The 18299-nt window shown below is 45.5% G+C and carries 17 protein-coding genes; all 17 read left to right on the top strand.

The annotated features are described in order from the left end of the window. The first annotated feature begins 461 nt into the window (after window positions 1-461). Window positions 462-1142, top strand: coding sequence for a tetratricopeptide repeat protein (locus tag HMPREF0673_RS09820; RefSeq protein ID WP_007901643.1), 681 nt, complete (start codon window positions 462-464; stop codon window positions 1140-1142). 74 nt (window positions 1143-1216) lie between these two features. After that, window positions 1217-2038, top strand: a complete 822-nt coding sequence (gene panB / locus HMPREF0673_RS09815; protein WP_007901642.1) for a 3-methyl-2-oxobutanoate hydroxymethyltransferase — start codon at window positions 1217-1219, stop codon at window positions 2036-2038. 3 nt (window positions 2039-2041) lie between these two features. Beyond that, window positions 2042-3226 (top strand): MFS transporter, encoded by a 1185-nt coding sequence (locus HMPREF0673_RS09810; protein ID WP_157591692.1) that lies wholly within the window; start codon window positions 2042-2044, stop codon window positions 3224-3226. Window positions 3227-3250: 24 nt separating this feature from the next. Continuing rightward, on the top strand, window positions 3251-3586 hold the full coding sequence (locus HMPREF0673_RS09805) for a cupin domain-containing protein (RefSeq protein ID WP_007901639.1): 336 nt from the start codon (window positions 3251-3253) through the stop codon (window positions 3584-3586). 194 nt (window positions 3587-3780) lie between these two features. Then, window positions 3781-4074: an HU family DNA-binding protein gene (locus HMPREF0673_RS09800; RefSeq protein ID WP_007901637.1), complete on the top strand. Its 294-nt coding sequence runs from the start codon at window positions 3781-3783 to the stop codon at window positions 4072-4074. Window positions 4075-4377: 303 nt separating this feature from the next. After that, window positions 4378-5952 (top strand): Rne/Rng family ribonuclease, encoded by a 1575-nt coding sequence (locus tag HMPREF0673_RS09795; protein ID WP_007901635.1) that lies wholly within the window; start codon window positions 4378-4380, stop codon window positions 5950-5952. A gap of 225 nt (window positions 5953-6177) precedes the next feature. After that, window positions 6178-6711, top strand: coding sequence for a 30S ribosomal protein S16 (locus HMPREF0673_RS09790; protein ID WP_007901633.1), 534 nt, complete (start codon window positions 6178-6180; stop codon window positions 6709-6711). A gap of 314 nt (window positions 6712-7025) precedes the next feature. Beyond that, window positions 7026-7823 carry a glycogen/starch synthase gene (locus tag HMPREF0673_RS09785; RefSeq protein ID WP_007901630.1) on the top strand — a complete coding sequence of 266 codons (798 nt, stop codon included), beginning with the start codon at window positions 7026-7028 and terminating at the stop codon, window positions 7821-7823. A gap of 31 nt (window positions 7824-7854) precedes the next feature. Continuing rightward, window positions 7855-9252, top strand: a complete 1398-nt coding sequence (locus tag HMPREF0673_RS09780; protein WP_007901629.1) for a DUF4270 domain-containing protein — start codon at window positions 7855-7857, stop codon at window positions 9250-9252. Window positions 9253-9260: 8 nt separating this feature from the next. Then, window positions 9261-9395, top strand: coding sequence for a hypothetical protein (locus HMPREF0673_RS09775; protein ID WP_007901628.1), 135 nt, complete (start codon window positions 9261-9263; stop codon window positions 9393-9395). Between the two features lie 148 nt (window positions 9396-9543). Then, window positions 9544-11010: an SLC13 family permease gene (locus HMPREF0673_RS09770; RefSeq protein ID WP_007901627.1), complete on the top strand. Its 1467-nt coding sequence runs from the start codon at window positions 9544-9546 to the stop codon at window positions 11008-11010. 78 nt (window positions 11011-11088) lie between these two features. Further along, window positions 11089-12219, top strand: coding sequence for a DNA-processing protein DprA (dprA, locus tag HMPREF0673_RS09765; protein WP_007901626.1), 1131 nt, complete (start codon window positions 11089-11091; stop codon window positions 12217-12219). A gap of 96 nt (window positions 12220-12315) precedes the next feature. After that, window positions 12316-13524, top strand: coding sequence for a pyridoxal phosphate-dependent aminotransferase (locus tag HMPREF0673_RS09760; RefSeq protein WP_022429811.1), 1209 nt, complete (start codon window positions 12316-12318; stop codon window positions 13522-13524). Between the two features lie 159 nt (window positions 13525-13683). Further along, complete coding sequence (locus HMPREF0673_RS09755; RefSeq protein ID WP_007901624.1) at window positions 13684-14937, top strand: ABC transporter permease; 1254 nt, start codon at window positions 13684-13686, stop codon at window positions 14935-14937. Between the two features lie 35 nt (window positions 14938-14972). After that, on the top strand, window positions 14973-15581 hold the full coding sequence (gene yihA / locus HMPREF0673_RS09750) for a ribosome biogenesis GTP-binding protein YihA/YsxC (protein WP_007901623.1): 609 nt from the start codon (window positions 14973-14975) through the stop codon (window positions 15579-15581). Beyond that, entirely contained in the window at window positions 15582-17363 is a 1782-nt protein-coding gene (locus tag HMPREF0673_RS09745; RefSeq protein ID WP_007901622.1) for an ABC-F family ATP-binding cassette domain-containing protein, read from the top strand. Window positions 17364-17367: 4 nt separating this feature from the next. After that, window positions 17368-18237 carry a tetratricopeptide repeat protein gene (locus HMPREF0673_RS09740; protein WP_007901620.1) on the top strand — a complete coding sequence of 290 codons (870 nt, stop codon included), beginning with the start codon at window positions 17368-17370 and terminating at the stop codon, window positions 18235-18237. The last annotated feature ends 62 nt before the right edge of the window (window positions 18238-18299 follow it).

Genomic DNA, 18299 nt, shown 5'->3' with positions numbered 1-18299 from the left:
GTATGCGCTAAATTAATTCCGCCAACGGGTATCTTTTCATAATCGTAAGCTGTTAAGTTATTAACTATTGTTTTTCGATGTTGCAAAATTACGCCAAAGAAAACATAAAAGCAAGGGATTTTTCATATAAGAGCATAGGATTTACCCTATAAACGCTTAGTGTTTTTCCCCTAAAACATCAAGAAAAGTCATCGTGCAGCGGACGCAATCTGATCGGACGGCGAACGCAATCTGACCGGACGGCGGACGGAATCCGATCGGGCGGCGGACGGAGCACGATGCAAAAAGCCGAAGAAACGACAAATAAACTTAATTATTTTACACAACAAAACAACAATGTATAAAAAACTTGCACGCATGAATTATTCTGTATAATTTCGCAACAAGTTTCCCGGAGCCTTGGCGCAAACGCTCCAAAAGAGCTGTAACAGGAGACCGATAATACACACATTATTATATATATGTATATGAGAAAACTGATCATAACACTTATACTGGGTATTGCAATCGCACACAACACCACCGCACAGACACGCTCCAATCTGCGCGACAGTCTTTCGGCAGCGGTGCAGGTGTTGGCGTTCCACCCCGACTCGCTCGAGCTACGCATGAAGAAGGCGGCTTGGAACATCGAACTCGAACAATGGCGATACGCCCAGGAGGAGTACGACTTTGTGTTGAAATGCGACGAGCGCAACATTGCCGCCCTATTCTACCGCGCATACGTGAACGAACGCCAGGGCAGATACAAGTTTGCACGCCTCGACTACGAGAACCTGCTGCGCATCGTGCCCGGACATTTTGAGGCTATGCTTGGGCTTGCGCTGCTCAACCAGAAGGACAACCGACCGACAGAAGCACTCAACCAGATAAACATGCTGGTGGCGCAGCACCCGAACAACGCTGTGGCATACGCCGCACGCGGCGGAATAGAGTTGGAACGTAAGATGTACACACCGGCAGAATATGATTTTTCGCGCGCCATAGAGTTACAACCGACAAACACCGACTACCGCCTAAACCGCGCTAACATACGTCTTCTGACCAACCGAAAGAAGGAGGCACGTGAGGATTTGGATGCTATGGTGCGCCTCGGAATACCACGCGCAAACCTTAACGAATGGTACAAAAAGTGCAGATAAAGCGGTGTTCGTTTTGCCATTTACACAAAATGTTGTAATTTTGCCCGATATTTGAAATACAACAACATTTAGAAATGGCAGAATATTTAAGCTCAAGTAAGAAGAAAGTAACTGCACCCCTGTTTTTTGAAATGAAGAAATGTGGTGAGAAAATCTCATGGCTCACAGCCTACGATTACACCACTGCATCCCTCCTCGACCAAGCAGGTATCGACACCATACTTGTAGGCGACTCTGCATCGAACGTGATGCACGGCAACGCTACAACACTCCCTATCACCGTTGACGAGATGATTTTCCACGCTCGCGCCGTGGCTCGCGCCGCAGAACACGCCTTCGTAGTGTGCGATATGCCCTTCGGTAGCTACCAGATTTCAGAAGAAGACGGCATACGCAACGCAGTACGCATCATGAAAGAGGCGGGCGTAGACGGTGTAAAGCTCGAAGGCGGAGCAGAGATAGCCCCTATGGTCAGCAAGATTGTGGCTGCAGGCATCCCCGTATGCGGACACCTCGGACTGACACCGCAGAGCGTTCACCAGTTTGGCGGTTACGGTTTGCGCGCAAAGGAAGAAGCTGAAGCCGAGAAACTCATCGCTGATGCGAAGGCACTTGAGGCAGCAGGATGCTTCAGCATTGTACTTGAAAAGATACCTGCAAACCTTGCCGAGAAAGTAAGTGCAATCATAAAATGCCCGATTATTGGCATCGGAGCAGGCAATAAGTGCGATGGACAAGTGCTTGTATATGCCGATATGCTCGGCATGAACAAAGGTTTCAAGCCGAAGTTCTTGCGCCAGTACGCTGACCTTCACTCTATCATAACCGACGCCGTAGGCAAATATGTAGCAGACGTAAAGTCGTCGGACTTCCCTAACGAGAACGAGTCATACTAAGACATGGACACTCAATACACACCCACTTACAACCGATTGTGGAACCGCGAATTCACGCTGCTCACAATAGCCGAGCTATTGTTGTGCATATCGTGCTACATGACAATACCGCTACTACCGTTCCGCCTCACAACTGAGGAGCACGCAAGTATTTGTTTGGCAAGTTTCACAATCGTCACTTTCATTATAGGAGTTTGTATATCAGGCTTTTTCGGTAGTTGGTTAATACAAAACTACCGACGCAACAAGGTGTTCCTTGTATCGGCAATATGCCTCGGTGCTACAATTCTCGGACTCTCTGCTTTTGAATTTCAAGAGCAACCGATAGTGCGCGAGATAGAAGAATACACACTATTAGCAATCTGCTTCGCAAGCGGAGCTGTTTTCGGCACAGCCAAGCGTGTGCTCTCGTGTACGCTCCTGATAGACAAAACAGAATCGTGTCATCGCACCGATGCCAACTACACGGCTATATGGATAGCACGCCTAACGGTGATAATAGGTCCGATACTCGCCTTACTATTGCGCGAAGAGTTACGTGGCTCACTGTTCTACATCGTTGGAGCAGTCATGTCGCTCGCTTCAGCCGTGCTCGTGATGTGCGTAAAGTTCCCATTCCGTGCACCAGAAGAAGGTGTGCATTTAGTTTCTATCGACCGTTTCTTCCTGCCACGTGGCGCAACAATAGCACTTGTGATAGCACTTATCACCGCCTCGCTCGGCATAGTGATGACCACACGCCTAACGATAGAGTTCTGCACATCGGTGATGGTAGGCTTTTTCTTGGCTGCATGTGCGCTACACATACCAGCCATCAGGAACGCACGCTTCGCTTCTGCCGTAGGAAACACATTGGCGATAATAGCTATTCTCACAATGTTCGCACACGACGACATTCTGGACAGCACCCTAAAGCCCATGCTCTTCGGCTTCGGCATAGCACTCAGCTCGTCAGAGCAACTCTACAAACTGCTCGGTAGCTGCGACCACTGTCAACGCTCTACAGCCGAAAGTACCTATTTCCTCTCAAGCGACGGAGGATTGTTCCTCGGCATTGCAGCCGGATGGCAGCTAACAACAGCCGTGAAATCAGCCGAAGAAATAGCATTGGGACTACTCGTCGTAGCAACGATAATATGCTCGCTAAACGTGCTCATAAAGAAAAAGCAAGCAAAACATCATGCATAATAATTCTAAAAAAGGAGGTACAATATGATTATCGATTTTGAAAAAACAGAAGAAAAGGTAGTCGAGAACTTCAAAGGTGGCAACGGCACACTTATCATGCACGCTGCCGACGATGGTAAAGTGAAGATAATGCGTAACACACTGACAGCTGGTAGCTCGATTGGTATGCACACACACGAAGGCAACTGCGAGGTGATGTATATAATAAAAGGTGAAATCACCTTCGTATGCGACGGAACAGAAGAGACTGTGCACGCCGGAGAGGTTCACTACTGCCCATGCGGACACACCCACAGCGCAGAAAACCGCACAGCTGAAGATGCCGAATTCTTTGCCATTGTGCCCGAAACGAAGTTGTAGTTTTCGACAATTAGCCCTACCACGCCCACCATCCGATGCTTAACAACGTGAAAATTAATGAGTTCGGAGGGCAAATATTATGATATAACACAAAAAAGTTACTAAGAAATTTTCGTATAACACGAAAAACTTGTATCTTTGCACGTCCTTAGAAAAAGGTAATAACAAAAGAAATAATAATATAATACATTCAAATGACTAAAGCAGATATCATCAACAAGATTGCAGAAAGCACCGGATTACAGAAAAAAGACGTATCAGTAGTCGTAGAAAGCTTCATGGAAAATATCAAAAACAGTTTGTTGACAGAGAAAGAGAATGTGTACCTGCGTGGATTTGGAAGTTTCATCGTTAAGCATCGCGCCGCTAAAACAGCGAGAAACATACTCAAGAAGACAACAATGAAAATCGGCGCACACGACCAGCCAAGCTTCAAACCGGCGAAGTGCTTCATTGAGGAGATGAAGAACGCCACAATGGAGAAATAAGGATTGACCAACATTCATTTGAACAAAAAGAGAATACATCATTAATATTAATATTAAACAATAAAAATTTAAAGCTATGCCAAACGGAAAGAAAAAAAAGGGACACAAGATGGCTACTCACAAGCGTAAAAAGAGATTACGCAAGAACAGACATAAGAGCAAGTAAGAAAGCCTGCCCATAAGGGTCAGTTCCGATATGGGGGCGCGTCAAAAACCCATTGCATCAGCAATAATTTTGATGCGCCCACATGCTTTTATATCATTATTTAAAGAAAGTTCCTAAATTAGAAAAACAAAAGAGAAATGACCAGCGAAGTTGTAATCGATGTACAACAGAATGAAATCTCCATCGCGTTGCTTGAAGACAAGCGACTCGTGGAATATCAGACTGAGCCAAGATCTGTTTCATTCTCTGTTGGAAACATCTATGTTGCAAAAGTAAAGAAGCTCATGCCTGGACTGAACGCAAGTTTTGTTGACGTGGGCTACGAACGTGATGCCTTTCTCCATTATCTTGATTTAGGCAACCAATTCAATTCTTACGAGAAGTACCTCAGGCAGGTACAAAGTGACAGAAAGAAACTTTATCCTTTTGCCAAGGCTACAAAGCAGCCCGACCTCAGAAAGGACGGAAGCGTACAGAGCACACTAACAGTAGGACAAGAGGTGTTGGTTCAGATCGTGAAAGAACCGATATCAACAAAGGGTCCACGACTCACGGGCGAACTTAGCTTCGCAGGACGCTACTTAGTACTCATGCCTTTCGGCGATAAAGTTTCGGTATCGACAAAAATCAAAAGCGGAGAAGAGCGCGCACGACTAAAGCAACTCATCAATAGCATCAAGCCAAAGAATTGCGGTGTTATTGTGAGAACGGTAGCTGAGGGTAAACGCGTAGCAGAGCTGGATGCAGAACTCAAAGTCCTGACAAAAAGATGGGAGGACGCACTCATAAAGGTGCAGAAAACCCAAAAACGTCCACAGTTGATCTTCGAAGAGACAGGTAGAGCTGTAGCCCTATTAAGAGATTTGTTCAATCCAACCTACGAAAACATATACGTCAACGACGAAAATGTTTTCCATGAAGTAAAAAACTATGTTTCACTCATCGCCCCAGAGAAAGCAAACATCGTTAAGTTATACACAGGAACAGTTCCCATCTTCGACAATTTCAACGTCACGAAGCAAATTAAATCCAGCTTCGGCAAAACCGTCAACTACAAACATGGTGCTTACCTGATTATTGAACACACAGAAGCACTGCACGTTGTAGACGTGAATAGTGGCAACCGCTCACATTCGGACAACGGTCAAGAAGCAAATGCTCTCGACGTAAACCTCGGAGCAGCCGATGAGTTGGCACGCCAACTGCGCCTGCGCGATATGGGCGGCATCATCGTGGTCGACTTTATTGACATGAACCTCGCCGAAGACCGCCAACTGCTCTACGAGCGTATGTGCAAAAACATGCAGAAAGACCGCGCTCGCCACAATATTCTACCCCTAAGTAAGTTCGGACTAATGCAGATTACGCGCCAACGTGTCCGTCCTGCTATGGATGTGAATGTGGAAGAGGTATGCCCCACCTGCTTCGGAAAGGGAAAGATTAAGTCGAGCATTATTTTCACCGACCAACTGGAAAGTAAGATTGACAGGCTTGTCAACAAGATTGGAATAAAGACATTCTATCTTCACGTACACCCATACGTGGCTGCCTACATCAACAAGGGACTCGTCTCGTTGAAGAGAAAGTGGCAGATGAAATACGGATTGGGCGTACATATCGTTCCATCACAGAAACTTGCGTTCCTGCAGTACGAATTCTACGACAACAAACGCCAGTTTATCGATATGAAAGAAGAGATAGAAACAAAGTAGAAAAGAACGAAAAGTAACACCATAAGAAGAAAGGATATGTAGCATTTCGCACAAAAAGCGAGACTATGTATCCTTTTTTCTTGTAAAAGAGGCTATTATCTGCTGTTTAGAACGAAAATAAGCAGAAAAACATTTCGACATTCAAAATAAACTTAGTACCTTTGCAGTCGCTATTACGAGATAGTAGCATAATTCAAACCACAAATTAAAATTAAATTTTAAACAATGGCAACAAAGATCAGACTTCAGCGCGGCGGTCGTAAGAGCTACGCTTTTTATCGTATCGTAATCGCTGACGCAAGAGCACCACGTGATGGTAGATTTACTGAGAAGATTGGTACTTACAACCCTAACACCAATCCTGCTACTGTAGATTTGGATTTCGACCGTGCACTCTATTGGGTAGAAACAGGCGCACAGCCAACAGCAACAGCTCACAACATCCTCAAGGGCGAGGGCGTTTATCTTATGAAGCACCTCCGCGGTGGCGTTAAGAAGGGCGCATTCGATGAGGCTACAGCACAGAAGAAGTTCGACGCATGGAAGGCAGACAAGCAGAAGGGCTTGGACACCGTACGCGAGAACGAGGCTAAGGCTAAGGCAGAGGCTGCTGCTAAGGAGCTCGAGGCAGAGAAGAAACTCAACGAGGCTATCGCTCAGAAGGTAGCTGAGAAAAAGGCTGCAGAGGCTGCTGCAAAGGCAGAAGCAGAGGCTGCTGCTAACGCAGAGGCTACAGAGGAAGCTCCAGCTGAGGCTTAATCAACGAAAATTCCGTCACAAGACACATATAAATCCCAAGAGCACCAGTTCTTGGGATTTATTGTTTTATAATCATACTGCTTCAACCACAACAACTACCCCACTCACATTCTTCCTAAAAACACAACTTATTGTGCAATAAATTCTTAATAAGAAAGAATTACATTAAAAAAACAAGCTCATAAATGGGGTAAGGCAAAGAAAACAAGCGTTTTCTGAGTTTTTTTTTGTAACTTTGCACTCGTGCTTATGCGTACACTTTGACGAACAAAACCATAAGTAACGCAAACTACGCACATATTAAATATCAAAGCATGGCAAAGAAAGTACTTTTTATCAATCAGGAGATTGCTCCGTATGTTCCCGAAACAGCACTCTCAATCATGGGAAGAGACCTTCCAACCAAAATGCAGGAAGAAGGTTTTGAAATTCGCACGTTCATGCCCAAATGGGGAAATATCAACGAGCGCAGAGGACAACTTCATGAGGTAATCCGCCTTTCAGGAATGAACCTTGTCATCGACGACACCGATCATCCGCTGATAATCAAGGTTGCGTCTATCCCACAAACACGCCTTCAGGTGTATTTCATCGATAACGACGACTACTTTATGAAGCGTAAGATGGCTCTTGACGAGAATGGTGAGGAATACGACGACAACGGCGAGAGAGCTATTTTCTTCGCACGTGGCGTACTGGAAACTGTAAAGAAGCTCAGATGGTCGTCAGAAATAATACATTGTCAGGGCTGGATGTCATATATCGTACCACTTTTCGTCAAAGCTGCATACAACGACGAACCGACCTTCACCGACACCAAAATTGTTACATCAATATTCAAGGATGGTTTGTCTAAGAACATCGGAGACAACTTCAAAAATTGCCTTGAGTTCAAAAACATCACTGTTGACAGTCTTGGTGCCTACAAGGACGACTTCGATTTTATGGAGTTCTGCAAATTGGCGATAGATAATAGCGATGCCGTAATTGAAGCAGAAGAAAACGCCAATCCAGAATTGATGGCATATGCTGAGAGCAAGGGTCTGCCAATATTAAAATATCCAGGAGAAAACTATACTGAAGCCTACAGAGATTTCTACGAGAAGCTGTAGAGTGGAGAATTCAAATTAATCAATTTTGAATATGAAGCTAAAATATTTGGCAAGTCTCATGCTTGCCACCTTAATATTCGCATCGTGTGACGATACCACTGGCGACATCGGCAGTGGTACGCTCATTGATGGTAGCGACAACTTGAATATAGTTACTGATACCTTTGAAGTAAAAACACGCTCAATTGTTGCAGACTCGGTTTTGGCAAGAACATACACCAGCTATATTGGTAAGGTGCGTGATCCGGAAACAGGTGCATACCTTAGTAGCGACTTTATGACACAGTTCTACATGCCCGAAGGATTTGAATTTCCGAACAAGGATAGCGTAAAGATAGCCAACAAAGGACAAATCAAAGCAGACTCTTGCGACATACGCCTTTACTATAAGGAATTCTATGGCGACTCATTAGCACCTATGAAATTGACAGCTTACGAATTGTCTGCGCCCATCCCCGAAAAGGTCTACTATTCGAACTTTGACCCAAAGAAGGAGGGATTTGTGGACGAAAGCACTGCTGTCAATAAGGTTTACACGCTTACAGACCTAAATGTAGACGTATCTGTACGTAATGGTTCAGACTACATCAAGTCAATATGTATTCCGCTTAACGATTCGTTCGGTACAGAGCTTATCAATCAGTTCTATGACCACAAAGAGGACTTTAAGGATGCCTACACCTTTATAAATAAGGTTACACCTGGCTTCTACTTTAAGACCAAAAGCGGACTTGGAGCTATGGCGCACATATATCTGAGCCAGTTGAATGTCTACTTCAGACACAAGACAACCACAACAAAATCAGACGGCACCAAACGAGATACAGTCATTATCTCTTCGGCTTCATTCCCCGGCACAGAGGAAGTGTTGCAAACAACGAATATCATCAACGACAAAGCCGCTATTAAGCGACTCGCCGAAGAGGACACATGCACATACATCAAATCGCCTGCAGGCATATTCACCGAAATGACGATCCCTGTAGACGACATATTGCGAGGACATGAAAACGATACAATCAACACCGCAAAGGTCAGTTTGACACGTATCAATCCAATCGCAAATGGCGATTATGCACTGAATACACCTACTACGTTGCTGATGATTCCGAAGGCAGAGATGTATAGCTTCTTCGAGAACAAGCAGGTGGCAAACTATAAAACATCGTTCCTTGCTACATATAGCAGCACGACGAACCAGTACACCTTCAACAATATAGGTAGCTTAGTACGCTATATGGGCGAAAATCGCTCAAAAGAAGATTGGAATAAGGTGGTGATAATACCAGTTACTGTTACAAAAAACACATCGGGTGAGCTGACAAACATAACCCACGATATGTCAATTGCAAGTACAAAACTGGTCGGCGGTAGTAACAATCGCAATGGAGCTATAAACATCACTGTCATCTATAGCAAATTTAAATAAACACGCCAATGGCAGACAATTTTCTTGAACGCCAACGACGCGACTACGAAGAGCGTAAGCAACAATGGCAAAAATCGACTAAGAAGGTTGCAAGCGTGTCTGAGATTTTAAGAAAGGCGCGTGAGAAATTCAATAACGACTAATTTGAACATTTATAAAAGCCGTTCCATCATATATGGAGCGGCTTTTTGTATTAAAAACTTTCGAAAAGTTTTGGTAGAGAATTTATTTTGCTTAACTTTGCGAAATAACTAATAACTTAATAAATTAACCTAACCGACAAAAAACTTTATGGCAACAGAAAAGAGAAATCTCCTTAAAGGAGACTTTAGCAAGAAAAACGCCCTACTCTTTGCTTTAGCAGTTCTTGTAACAATTGTGTTATGGAATCTGCCGACAAGCAGTTTCGGAATCGAAGGTCTCACCGTTATCCAGCAACGCATTATTGCCGTGTTCGCATTGGCAACAATACTGTGGGTGACAGAAGCCATTTCGCCTTGGGCAACATCCGTGTCGCTCATCGGCTTACTGCTTTTCACAACATCAGACAATGCGTTCCACTTCTTCCGATCAGGCATTGAAAAAGAAGAACTGCTTGACCACAGCGCACTAATGGCTACATTCGCCGACCCTATCATCATCCTCTTCCTCGGTGGTTTCATACTTGCTATCGCAGCAACGAAGTCAGGACTTGATGTGCTCTTAGCACGTACATTGCTCAAACCTTTCGGCAATAAGAGCGAGAACGTACTACTCGGCTTCATCCTCATCACTGGTGTATTCTCTATGTTCGTCAGCAACACCGCTACAGCAGCGATGATGCTCACTTTCCTTGCCCCCGTATTCAAGGCTCTTCCCCCAGAAGGTAAAGGACGAGTTGCTTTGACACTCTCTATCCCCGTGGCTGCCAACATCGGTGGTATGGGCACTCCTATCGGCACACCTCCTAACGCTATCGCACTGAAATATTTGAACTCACCAACAGGTCTGAACCTTGGTATTGGTTTCGGCGAATGGATGATGTATATGCTTCCACTCACCGTGATATTGCTTCTTATTGGTTGGTTCTTACTGAAGAAGTTCTTCCCGTTCAAGAAGAAGACCATCGAACTTGAGATAGAAGGCGAAGTGCAGCACAACTGGCGCACAATGGTAGTTGCCGGAACATTCATCGTTACTGTATTGTTGTGGATCTGCGACCGCTGGACCGGTGTAGGTGCAAACACGGTAGCCATGGTGCCAATCGTTGTGTTCGCATTCACGGGTGTCATCAAAGCACGCGACTTGGAAGAAATCAACTGGAGTGTCATCTGGATGGTAGCCGGTGGTTTCGCACTCGGACTTGCACTCAACGAGTCGGGTCTCGCAGAAAATGTTATCAAGAGCATTCCGTTCAGCTCATGGTCGCCGGTAGTTATCCTGCTTGCTTCAGGTATTATCTGCTACCTTCTCTCAAACTTCATCTCAAACACCGCAACAGCAGCACTCCTTGTGCCTATCCTCGCTGTTGTATGTAAGGGTATGGGTAACTCACTCGAGAGCATCGGTGGTACACCGACTGTACTCATCGGTATAGCTGTAGCAGCATCGGTAGCGATGACACTGCCTATATCTACACCTCCAAATGCCATTGCTCACTCAACAGGCTTAGTAAAACAGAACGAGATGATGAAGATTGGTTTGACAATGGGTATCATAGGTTTGGTGCTCGGTTACTCACTACTCTTCTTCCTCGGCGAGATGCACGCATGGCAATAGTACATGCATGATTATATATTGCGTGCAATAATATCATAAACCATATTATTGCACACATAATAATATAAGGATATAAAAATGTCTTTTTCACAGGAAACTCTCTACGCTATAGCGTTGACCCGCATTAGCTATTTCAACATTGCCACATGCTTACAACTATATCGCAAGCTTGGTTCGGCAACAGCTATCATGGAGAATCGCAATAACATTAAGGATGTTATCAGCGATGCTTCTCCAAGATTAGTTCATGCACTAAGCGATGTTTCCGAAGCCTTGCATCGTGCAGAGGCTGAATTAGAATTTGATAACGCACATGCCATTCGTCCATTGACGATGGCATGTGACGATTATCCAGAACGTCTACGCGACTGCGATGATGCGCCTATTGTGCTTTTCTATCGCGGCAACGCTGACCTCAACCAACGTCGCATTGTGTCTATTGTAGGTACACGTCATTGCACAGCATACGGCCAAGACATCCTTACAAAATTTTGCCAAGATCTAAAAGAGTTGTGTCCTGATGTGCTCATCGTAAGCGGATTAGCCTATGGGGTTGACATCTGCGCTCACCGAAACGCTCTGAGAAATAGTTTTGACACTATTGGCGTTTTGGCTCACGGTCTGGATATGCTATACCCCTCTGCCCACAGAGACACAGCTAAAGATATGCTCTCGCATGGCGGACTTCTGACGGAATTTCTTACAAACACGAACCCAGACAAGATGAATTTCGTAAGGCGAAACCGCATCGTGGCAGGCATAGCAGATGCTACTATTGTAGTGGAGAGTGCGGCACGTGGCGGAAGCCTCATCACTGCAGACATTGCACAAAGCTATGCTCGCGATGTATTCACCTTTCCGGGCAATGTAAACTCGACATATAGCGAAGGCTGCAACAACCTGATTAGAGACAATAAAGCAGCACTCATCACCTGCGCAGAGGACTTTGTTAAAGCAATGGGTTGGGAACAAGACAACCAAGTGAAGGAAGCACGAGCAAAAGGTATCGAACGCCAACTGTTCCCCGAACTGACCGCAGAAGAAACACGTATTGTCGAACTTCTTCAACGTAACAACGACTTGCAGCTGAATATCATCGCTGTACAAACAGGATTGCCGATTGGCAACATCTCTGCACTATTATTCAGCCTCGAATTGAAAGGTGTTATCAAGCTATATGCAGGAGGAGTTTACCATTTGCTGGGTTAATATTGGAAATTTTAGGTTAAAAATTTTGCACTTACTCCTATTTGTCGTAACTTTGCATTAAGCAGTAAGAAAAAGTATAACATAAAATAAACGCAAATGCCAGAAATTTCAACACGAGGACTTGAAATGCCCGAATCGCCGATTCGCAAATTAGCGCCTTTGGCAGTAGATGCCAAAAAACGTGGTGTGAAAGTCTATCACCTCAATATCGGACAGCCCGACCTTCCTACTCCAGAAGTAGGACTTGACGCATTGAAACACATCGACCGCAGTGTGCTCGAATACTCTCCGTCACAAGGTTATTATTCATATCGCGAGAGACTGACCGGATATTATAAGCGTTTTAATATTAATGTATCGCCTGATGACATCATCATTACAGCAGGTGGTTCAGAGGCAGTACTCTTTGCATTCATGTCGTGTCTAAATCCGGGCGATGAAATTATTATTCCGGAACCAGCCTACGCCAACTATATGGCTTTTGCAATCTCGGCTGGAGCAAAGATTAGAACTATCGCAACAACAATAGAAGAAGGCTTCTCGTTGCCTAAGGTGGAGAAGTTTGAGGAACTCATCAACGAGCGCACACGTGCCATCTTGATTTGTAACCCAAACAACCCTACGGGCTATCTCTATACACGTCGCGAGATGAATCAGATTCGCGACTTGGTGAAGAAATACGACCTCTATCTGTTCTCAGATGAAGTCTATCGCGAATACATCTACACTGGTTCACCTTACATCTCTGCCTGCCACTTGGAAGGTATCGAAGATAATGTGATACTCATCGACTCTGTGTCGAAGCGTTATAGCGAGTGCGGTATCCGCATCGGAGCCTTGATTACAAAGAATTCGCAGGTGCGTGCAGCCGTAATGAAGTTGTGTCAAGCACGTCTTTCTCCTCCACTCTTGGGTCAGATTGTAGCCGACGCATCGCTTGATGCGCCCGAAGACTACTACCGCGATGTTTACGAAGAGTACGTGGAGCGCCGTAAGTGTCTCATCGACGGACTAAACCGCATACCAGGTGTCTACTCACCAATTCCTATGGGAGCCTTCTACACAGTTGCAAAGTTGCCAGTAGACGATAGCGAGAAGTTCTGCCGTTGGTGCCTTGAAGAGTTCCAGTACGAAGGTGAGACCATTATGATGGCTCCTGCTGCTGGTTTCTACACCACACCAGGTGCTGGTATCAATCAAGTTCGCATCGCTTACGTACTGAAGAAAGACGACCTTGAACGAGCACTCATCGTGCTACGTAAAGCACTGGAAGCATACCCAGGCAGAGTAGATAGCAACGATTAAAACTATCGAAATATCAATAATATTTAGATATCAATACTTTTAGGATATAGAGATTGAGGAGCTAAGAAGTTAAGCCAATGGTTTTACAGCAGATGCAACAAGCTATAACAACGGCTCAACTTCTTAGCTCCTTCTTTATTAACTACCAAACAAAAGATAATGAACTTTCCTCTTTTTGTAGCTCGACGCATATATTCAAACCAAATAAGCGACCGCCAAAAGGTATCGAAGCCTGCTATCCGCATAGCCACAATGGGCGTAGCAATCGGATTGGCGGTGATGATTATCAGCGTGTGCGTGGTGCTTGGCTTTAAACATACTATACGCGACAAGGTAGTTGGCTTTGGTAGTCACATACAGGTTGCCAACTTCTATGCGCTACAATCGTCAGCCACAGACCAACCGATTATTATCAACGACTCATTAGTAAAAGTGCTTAAAGGCATTAACGGCGTGAGTCATGTGCAACGCTTCGCTCTGAAGCAAGGCATCTTGAAGACCGATAACGACTTTTTGGGGGTTGCATTCAAAGGCGTAGACGAAGCCTTCGACACCACCTTTATCCATAACAACATGGTCGAAGGCTACATACCACAGTTCTCAAGCGAGAAGAGCAGCAACAAGATACTCATATCGAAGACGATGGCTGACAAGCTGCAGACAAAGTGTGGCGACCGCATCTTCGCCTACTTCATCGACCAAAACGGAGTGAGAGTACGTCGGTTCACCATCACTGGAGTTTATCAGACTAATCTCAGCCAATACGATAAGGCAATCTGTTTCTGCGATTTATACACAGCCGTTAGACTGAACAATTTCAGTGAAGGACAAGTTTCGGGTGCCGAACTCACTGTGGCTGATTTCAGCAAACTCAATGAGACGGAGGACATAATTGTGCGCAAAGTGAACCGCACAATGGATAGCAATGGTGCCACCTACTCATCAAAGACAATACGCGAACTATCGCCTCAGATATTCTCGTGGCTCGACTTGCTTGACCTTAATGTGTGGATAATTCTCGCAATTATGACCGCCGTGGCAGTGGTAACAATGATTTCAGGACTTCTCATCATCATTCTTGAACGCACAACAATGATTGGTATACTCAAAGCGCTCGGAGCCCGCAACAGAACTGTGCGCCATACCTTCCTTTGGTTTGCAGCATTCATCATAGGTAAAGGATTGCTTTGGGGCAATTTATTGGGTTTAGGACTTGTCATACTACAACACTTCACAGGTTTTGTTAAGCTCGACCCTGCTACCTATTACGTTGATACCGTTCCCGTAGAAATCAACTGGCTCTTCATTGTCGCCCTTAACGTTGCAACTATGTTCATAGCCATCGTGGTACTCATAGCTCCGAGTTTCCTCATTTCGCACATTCACCCTGCGCGCTCTATGCGCTACGAATAATAAAAACACAACTCATAAAAAGAAACATATACAATATGGATATAAAGAAATCAGAATTTACGATGTCGTCTGCAACCGTAAGCCAGTGTCCGAAAGACACAAAGCCAGAGTTTGCATTCATCGGACGCTCGAATGTAGGCAAATCGAGTCTCATCAATATGCTGTGCAACCATAAGGGGCTCGCTAAGACATCAGCTACCCCAGGTAAGACCCTACTCATCAACCATTTCATCATCAACAACGACTGGTACTTGGTTGACCTTCCGGGCTATGGTTTCGCTAAGCGCTCCAAGACCGTGCAGAAAAAACTCGACCAAATGATTACATCATATATACTGCAGCGCCAACAACTGGTAAACACCTTCGTACTCATCGACATCCGCCACGATCCGATGAAGATTGATACCGATTTTATCAACTGGCTCGGCGAGAGTTCAGTGCCCTTCTCCATTATATTCACCAAGGCCGACAAGCTCGGACCTGTGCGTGCGAAGCAGAATGCAGCGAAGTGGATGAACTCGCTGAAGGAACAATGGGAGGAACTGCCCCCCTACTTCATTACAAGTTCGGAGAAAAAATTGGGACGTGACGAGGTACTCGACTACGTTGGAAACATATTGAACGAAATTAAAGCAACTGAATAAATGACTCCATTACTTGACGTTCAAAACATATCAAAGGCGTTCGGTGCGCATGTTCTGTTCGAGAATATCTCGTTCTCAATTGCCGAAGGACAACACGTCGGACTGATTGCAAAGAATGGCACGGGCAAGTCAACCCTACTCTCTCTACTCTCAGGCAAGGAGAGTGTCGACTCCGGAAGTATCATCTTCCGCCGTGACATAAAGGTTGGCTTTCTCGAACAACAGCCTAAGTTCGACCCGGAGGAGTCAGTGCTCGACGCTTGCTTTAACCATCAGGGCGACCCCGACCGCATATTGAAAGCGAAGCAGATTCTGACACAGCTGCACATCACCGACCTCACACAGCCTATGGGTCAGCTGAGTGGCGGACAACAGAAGCGCATCGCACTCGCCAACGTGCTCATCACCGAGCCCGACCTGCTCATTCTTGACGAGCCTACCAACCACCTCGACCTCGAGATGATAGAATGGCTTGAAGGGTATCTGCAACGTGGCAACAAGACTCTGCTCATGGTGACACACGACCGCTACTTCCTCGACCGCGTATGCAACCTCATACTCGAACTCGATAACCACACTGTTTATTCATATCGTGGCAACTTCCAGTACTACATTGAGAAGCGTCAAGAACGCATCGACGCAACACGCGCCGAGATTGAACGTGCTAACAACCTTTACCGCCGCGAGCTGGAGTGGATGCGTCGTCAGCCTCAAGCACGCGGACACAAGGCGCGCTACCGTGAAGAGGCATTCTACGACCTTGAGAGCAAGGCGAAACAGCGTATTGAGGAACGACAGATGCGTCTGAAATCGAAGAATGTGTACATTGGTTCTAAGATATTCGAGTGTCAGTACGTATCGAAGGCGTTCGACGAGAAAGTGATTCTGAAGGACTTCTACTACAATTTTCAGCGTTTCGAGAAGATGGGCATCGTGGGCAACAACGGTACGGGCAAGTCTACCTTCATCAAGATGTTGCTCGGTGAAGTAGCTCCCGACAATGGTCGCTTTGACGTGGGCGACACCGTGCGCTTCGGTTACTTCTCACAGGACGGCATGAAGTTCCGCGACGACCAACGTGTCATAGATGTGATAGCCGACATCGCCGACTACATCGACTACGGCGGCGGCAAGCACATCACCGCGACGCAGCTCTTGCAGCACTTCCTCTTCACGCCCGAACAGCAATACGATTATGTTTACAAGCTATCTGGTGGCGAGCGACGCAAACTATATCTGTGCACCGTATTGATGCGCAATCCCAACTTCCTCGTGCTCGACGAACCCACCAACGACCTCGACATACAAACGCTTGAGGTGCTTGAAGAATATCTACAGGACTTTCCTGGCTGCGTGATAATCGTGTCGCACGACCGCTTCTTCATGGATAAGATTGTAGACCACTTGCTCGTGTTCCGTGGCGAGGGCGAGATAAAGGACTTCCCCGGCAACTATACTCAGTTCCGCGAGTGGGAGTCGCTGAAACCAAAGGAACTTACCGACAATAAGAACAACACTTCAGACACCGAGAAGAAAGAGAAACGCGAGTTTGTTGGCGAACAACGCCGCAAGAAGACATATAAAGAGAAATGCGAGTTCGAGCGTTTAGAGAAAGAAATCGCTGCACTTGAAGAGGAACAGAAAAGCATCGAAGAAGCGCTGTGCAGCGGTACGCTCCCTATCGACGAGCTAACCGAAAAGAGCAAGCGCCTCCCCATCATCAAGGATGAACTTGAAGAAAAAGAGATGCGCTGGCTTGAACTTTCAGAAATAAACGGATAGAAAAATGAATATCTTTAAGAAACTATTTGGTAGTCAGACTACTTCCAAGGAAACGAAGCAAGAGGAGAATAAAAACTTCGATGTGTTGAAATATGACGGAGTACGCGCCCTTCGTATGCAGCAGTTTGAGTATGCTGCAAAATGCTTTGTACACGCCATCGAACTGAACGCTGACGATCTCGAATGTCGCGATTATCTTTCACAGGCATACATCTCGCTTGGCGACTTGGAACATGCTTACGAACAGCTACAAGAAATTTCAGAGAAGCAATCTGACAACATCGCCGTGTTGTTACGTATGGCAGAGGTGGCATATATGATGGAAAACTACTCCACAATGGCAGATGTATGCGAAAAAGCCCTGCTACTTGACGACAAAAACGTAATGGCATATTATCTCTATGCCAAAGCTTATCACGGACAGGGCGACCTTGACAATGCAACATCAATGCTGACAAAAGCAATCGAGTTACGCGCAGACTTCGATGTGGCTCGCTTACTACGTGGCAACGTGTTGTTGGAGAATAAAGCTATCGAAGAGGCTGCACTTGATGCCAACTATCTATACGAACGCATAGAAAGCAACGAAGATGTATTGTTGCTTAAAGCCCGTGTGGAGAAAGCCAAGGCGAACCTCAACGAAGCTGAAAAAATCTATAGCGAAGTAATTGATTTCGACCCCTTCTCAATAGAAGCTTACAAAGAACGTAGCGAGGTACGTAAAAGCCTCGGTGATATCGTTGGGGCGACTGAGGATGAGGAGAGAGCTAACGAAATGGAGACAGAGGCACCCCAATCCTCAGAAGGAATTGAGCAGAATATCAAAAAGAAAATGCAACAAATGGATCCTTACAAGGTTTTTCATAACTTCTAATAGCTACACCTTCTACCACCCCATCATCCTTTTACTAAACAGCAGTAGTTTTTATAGCTATC

The organism is Leyella stercorea DSM 18206, from assembly GCF_000235885.1.
GTDB classification, from domain to species: Bacteria; Bacteroidota; Bacteroidia; order Bacteroidales; family Bacteroidaceae; genus Prevotella; species Prevotella stercorea.
This window is presented reverse-complemented; position numbering and strand designations above follow the sequence as displayed.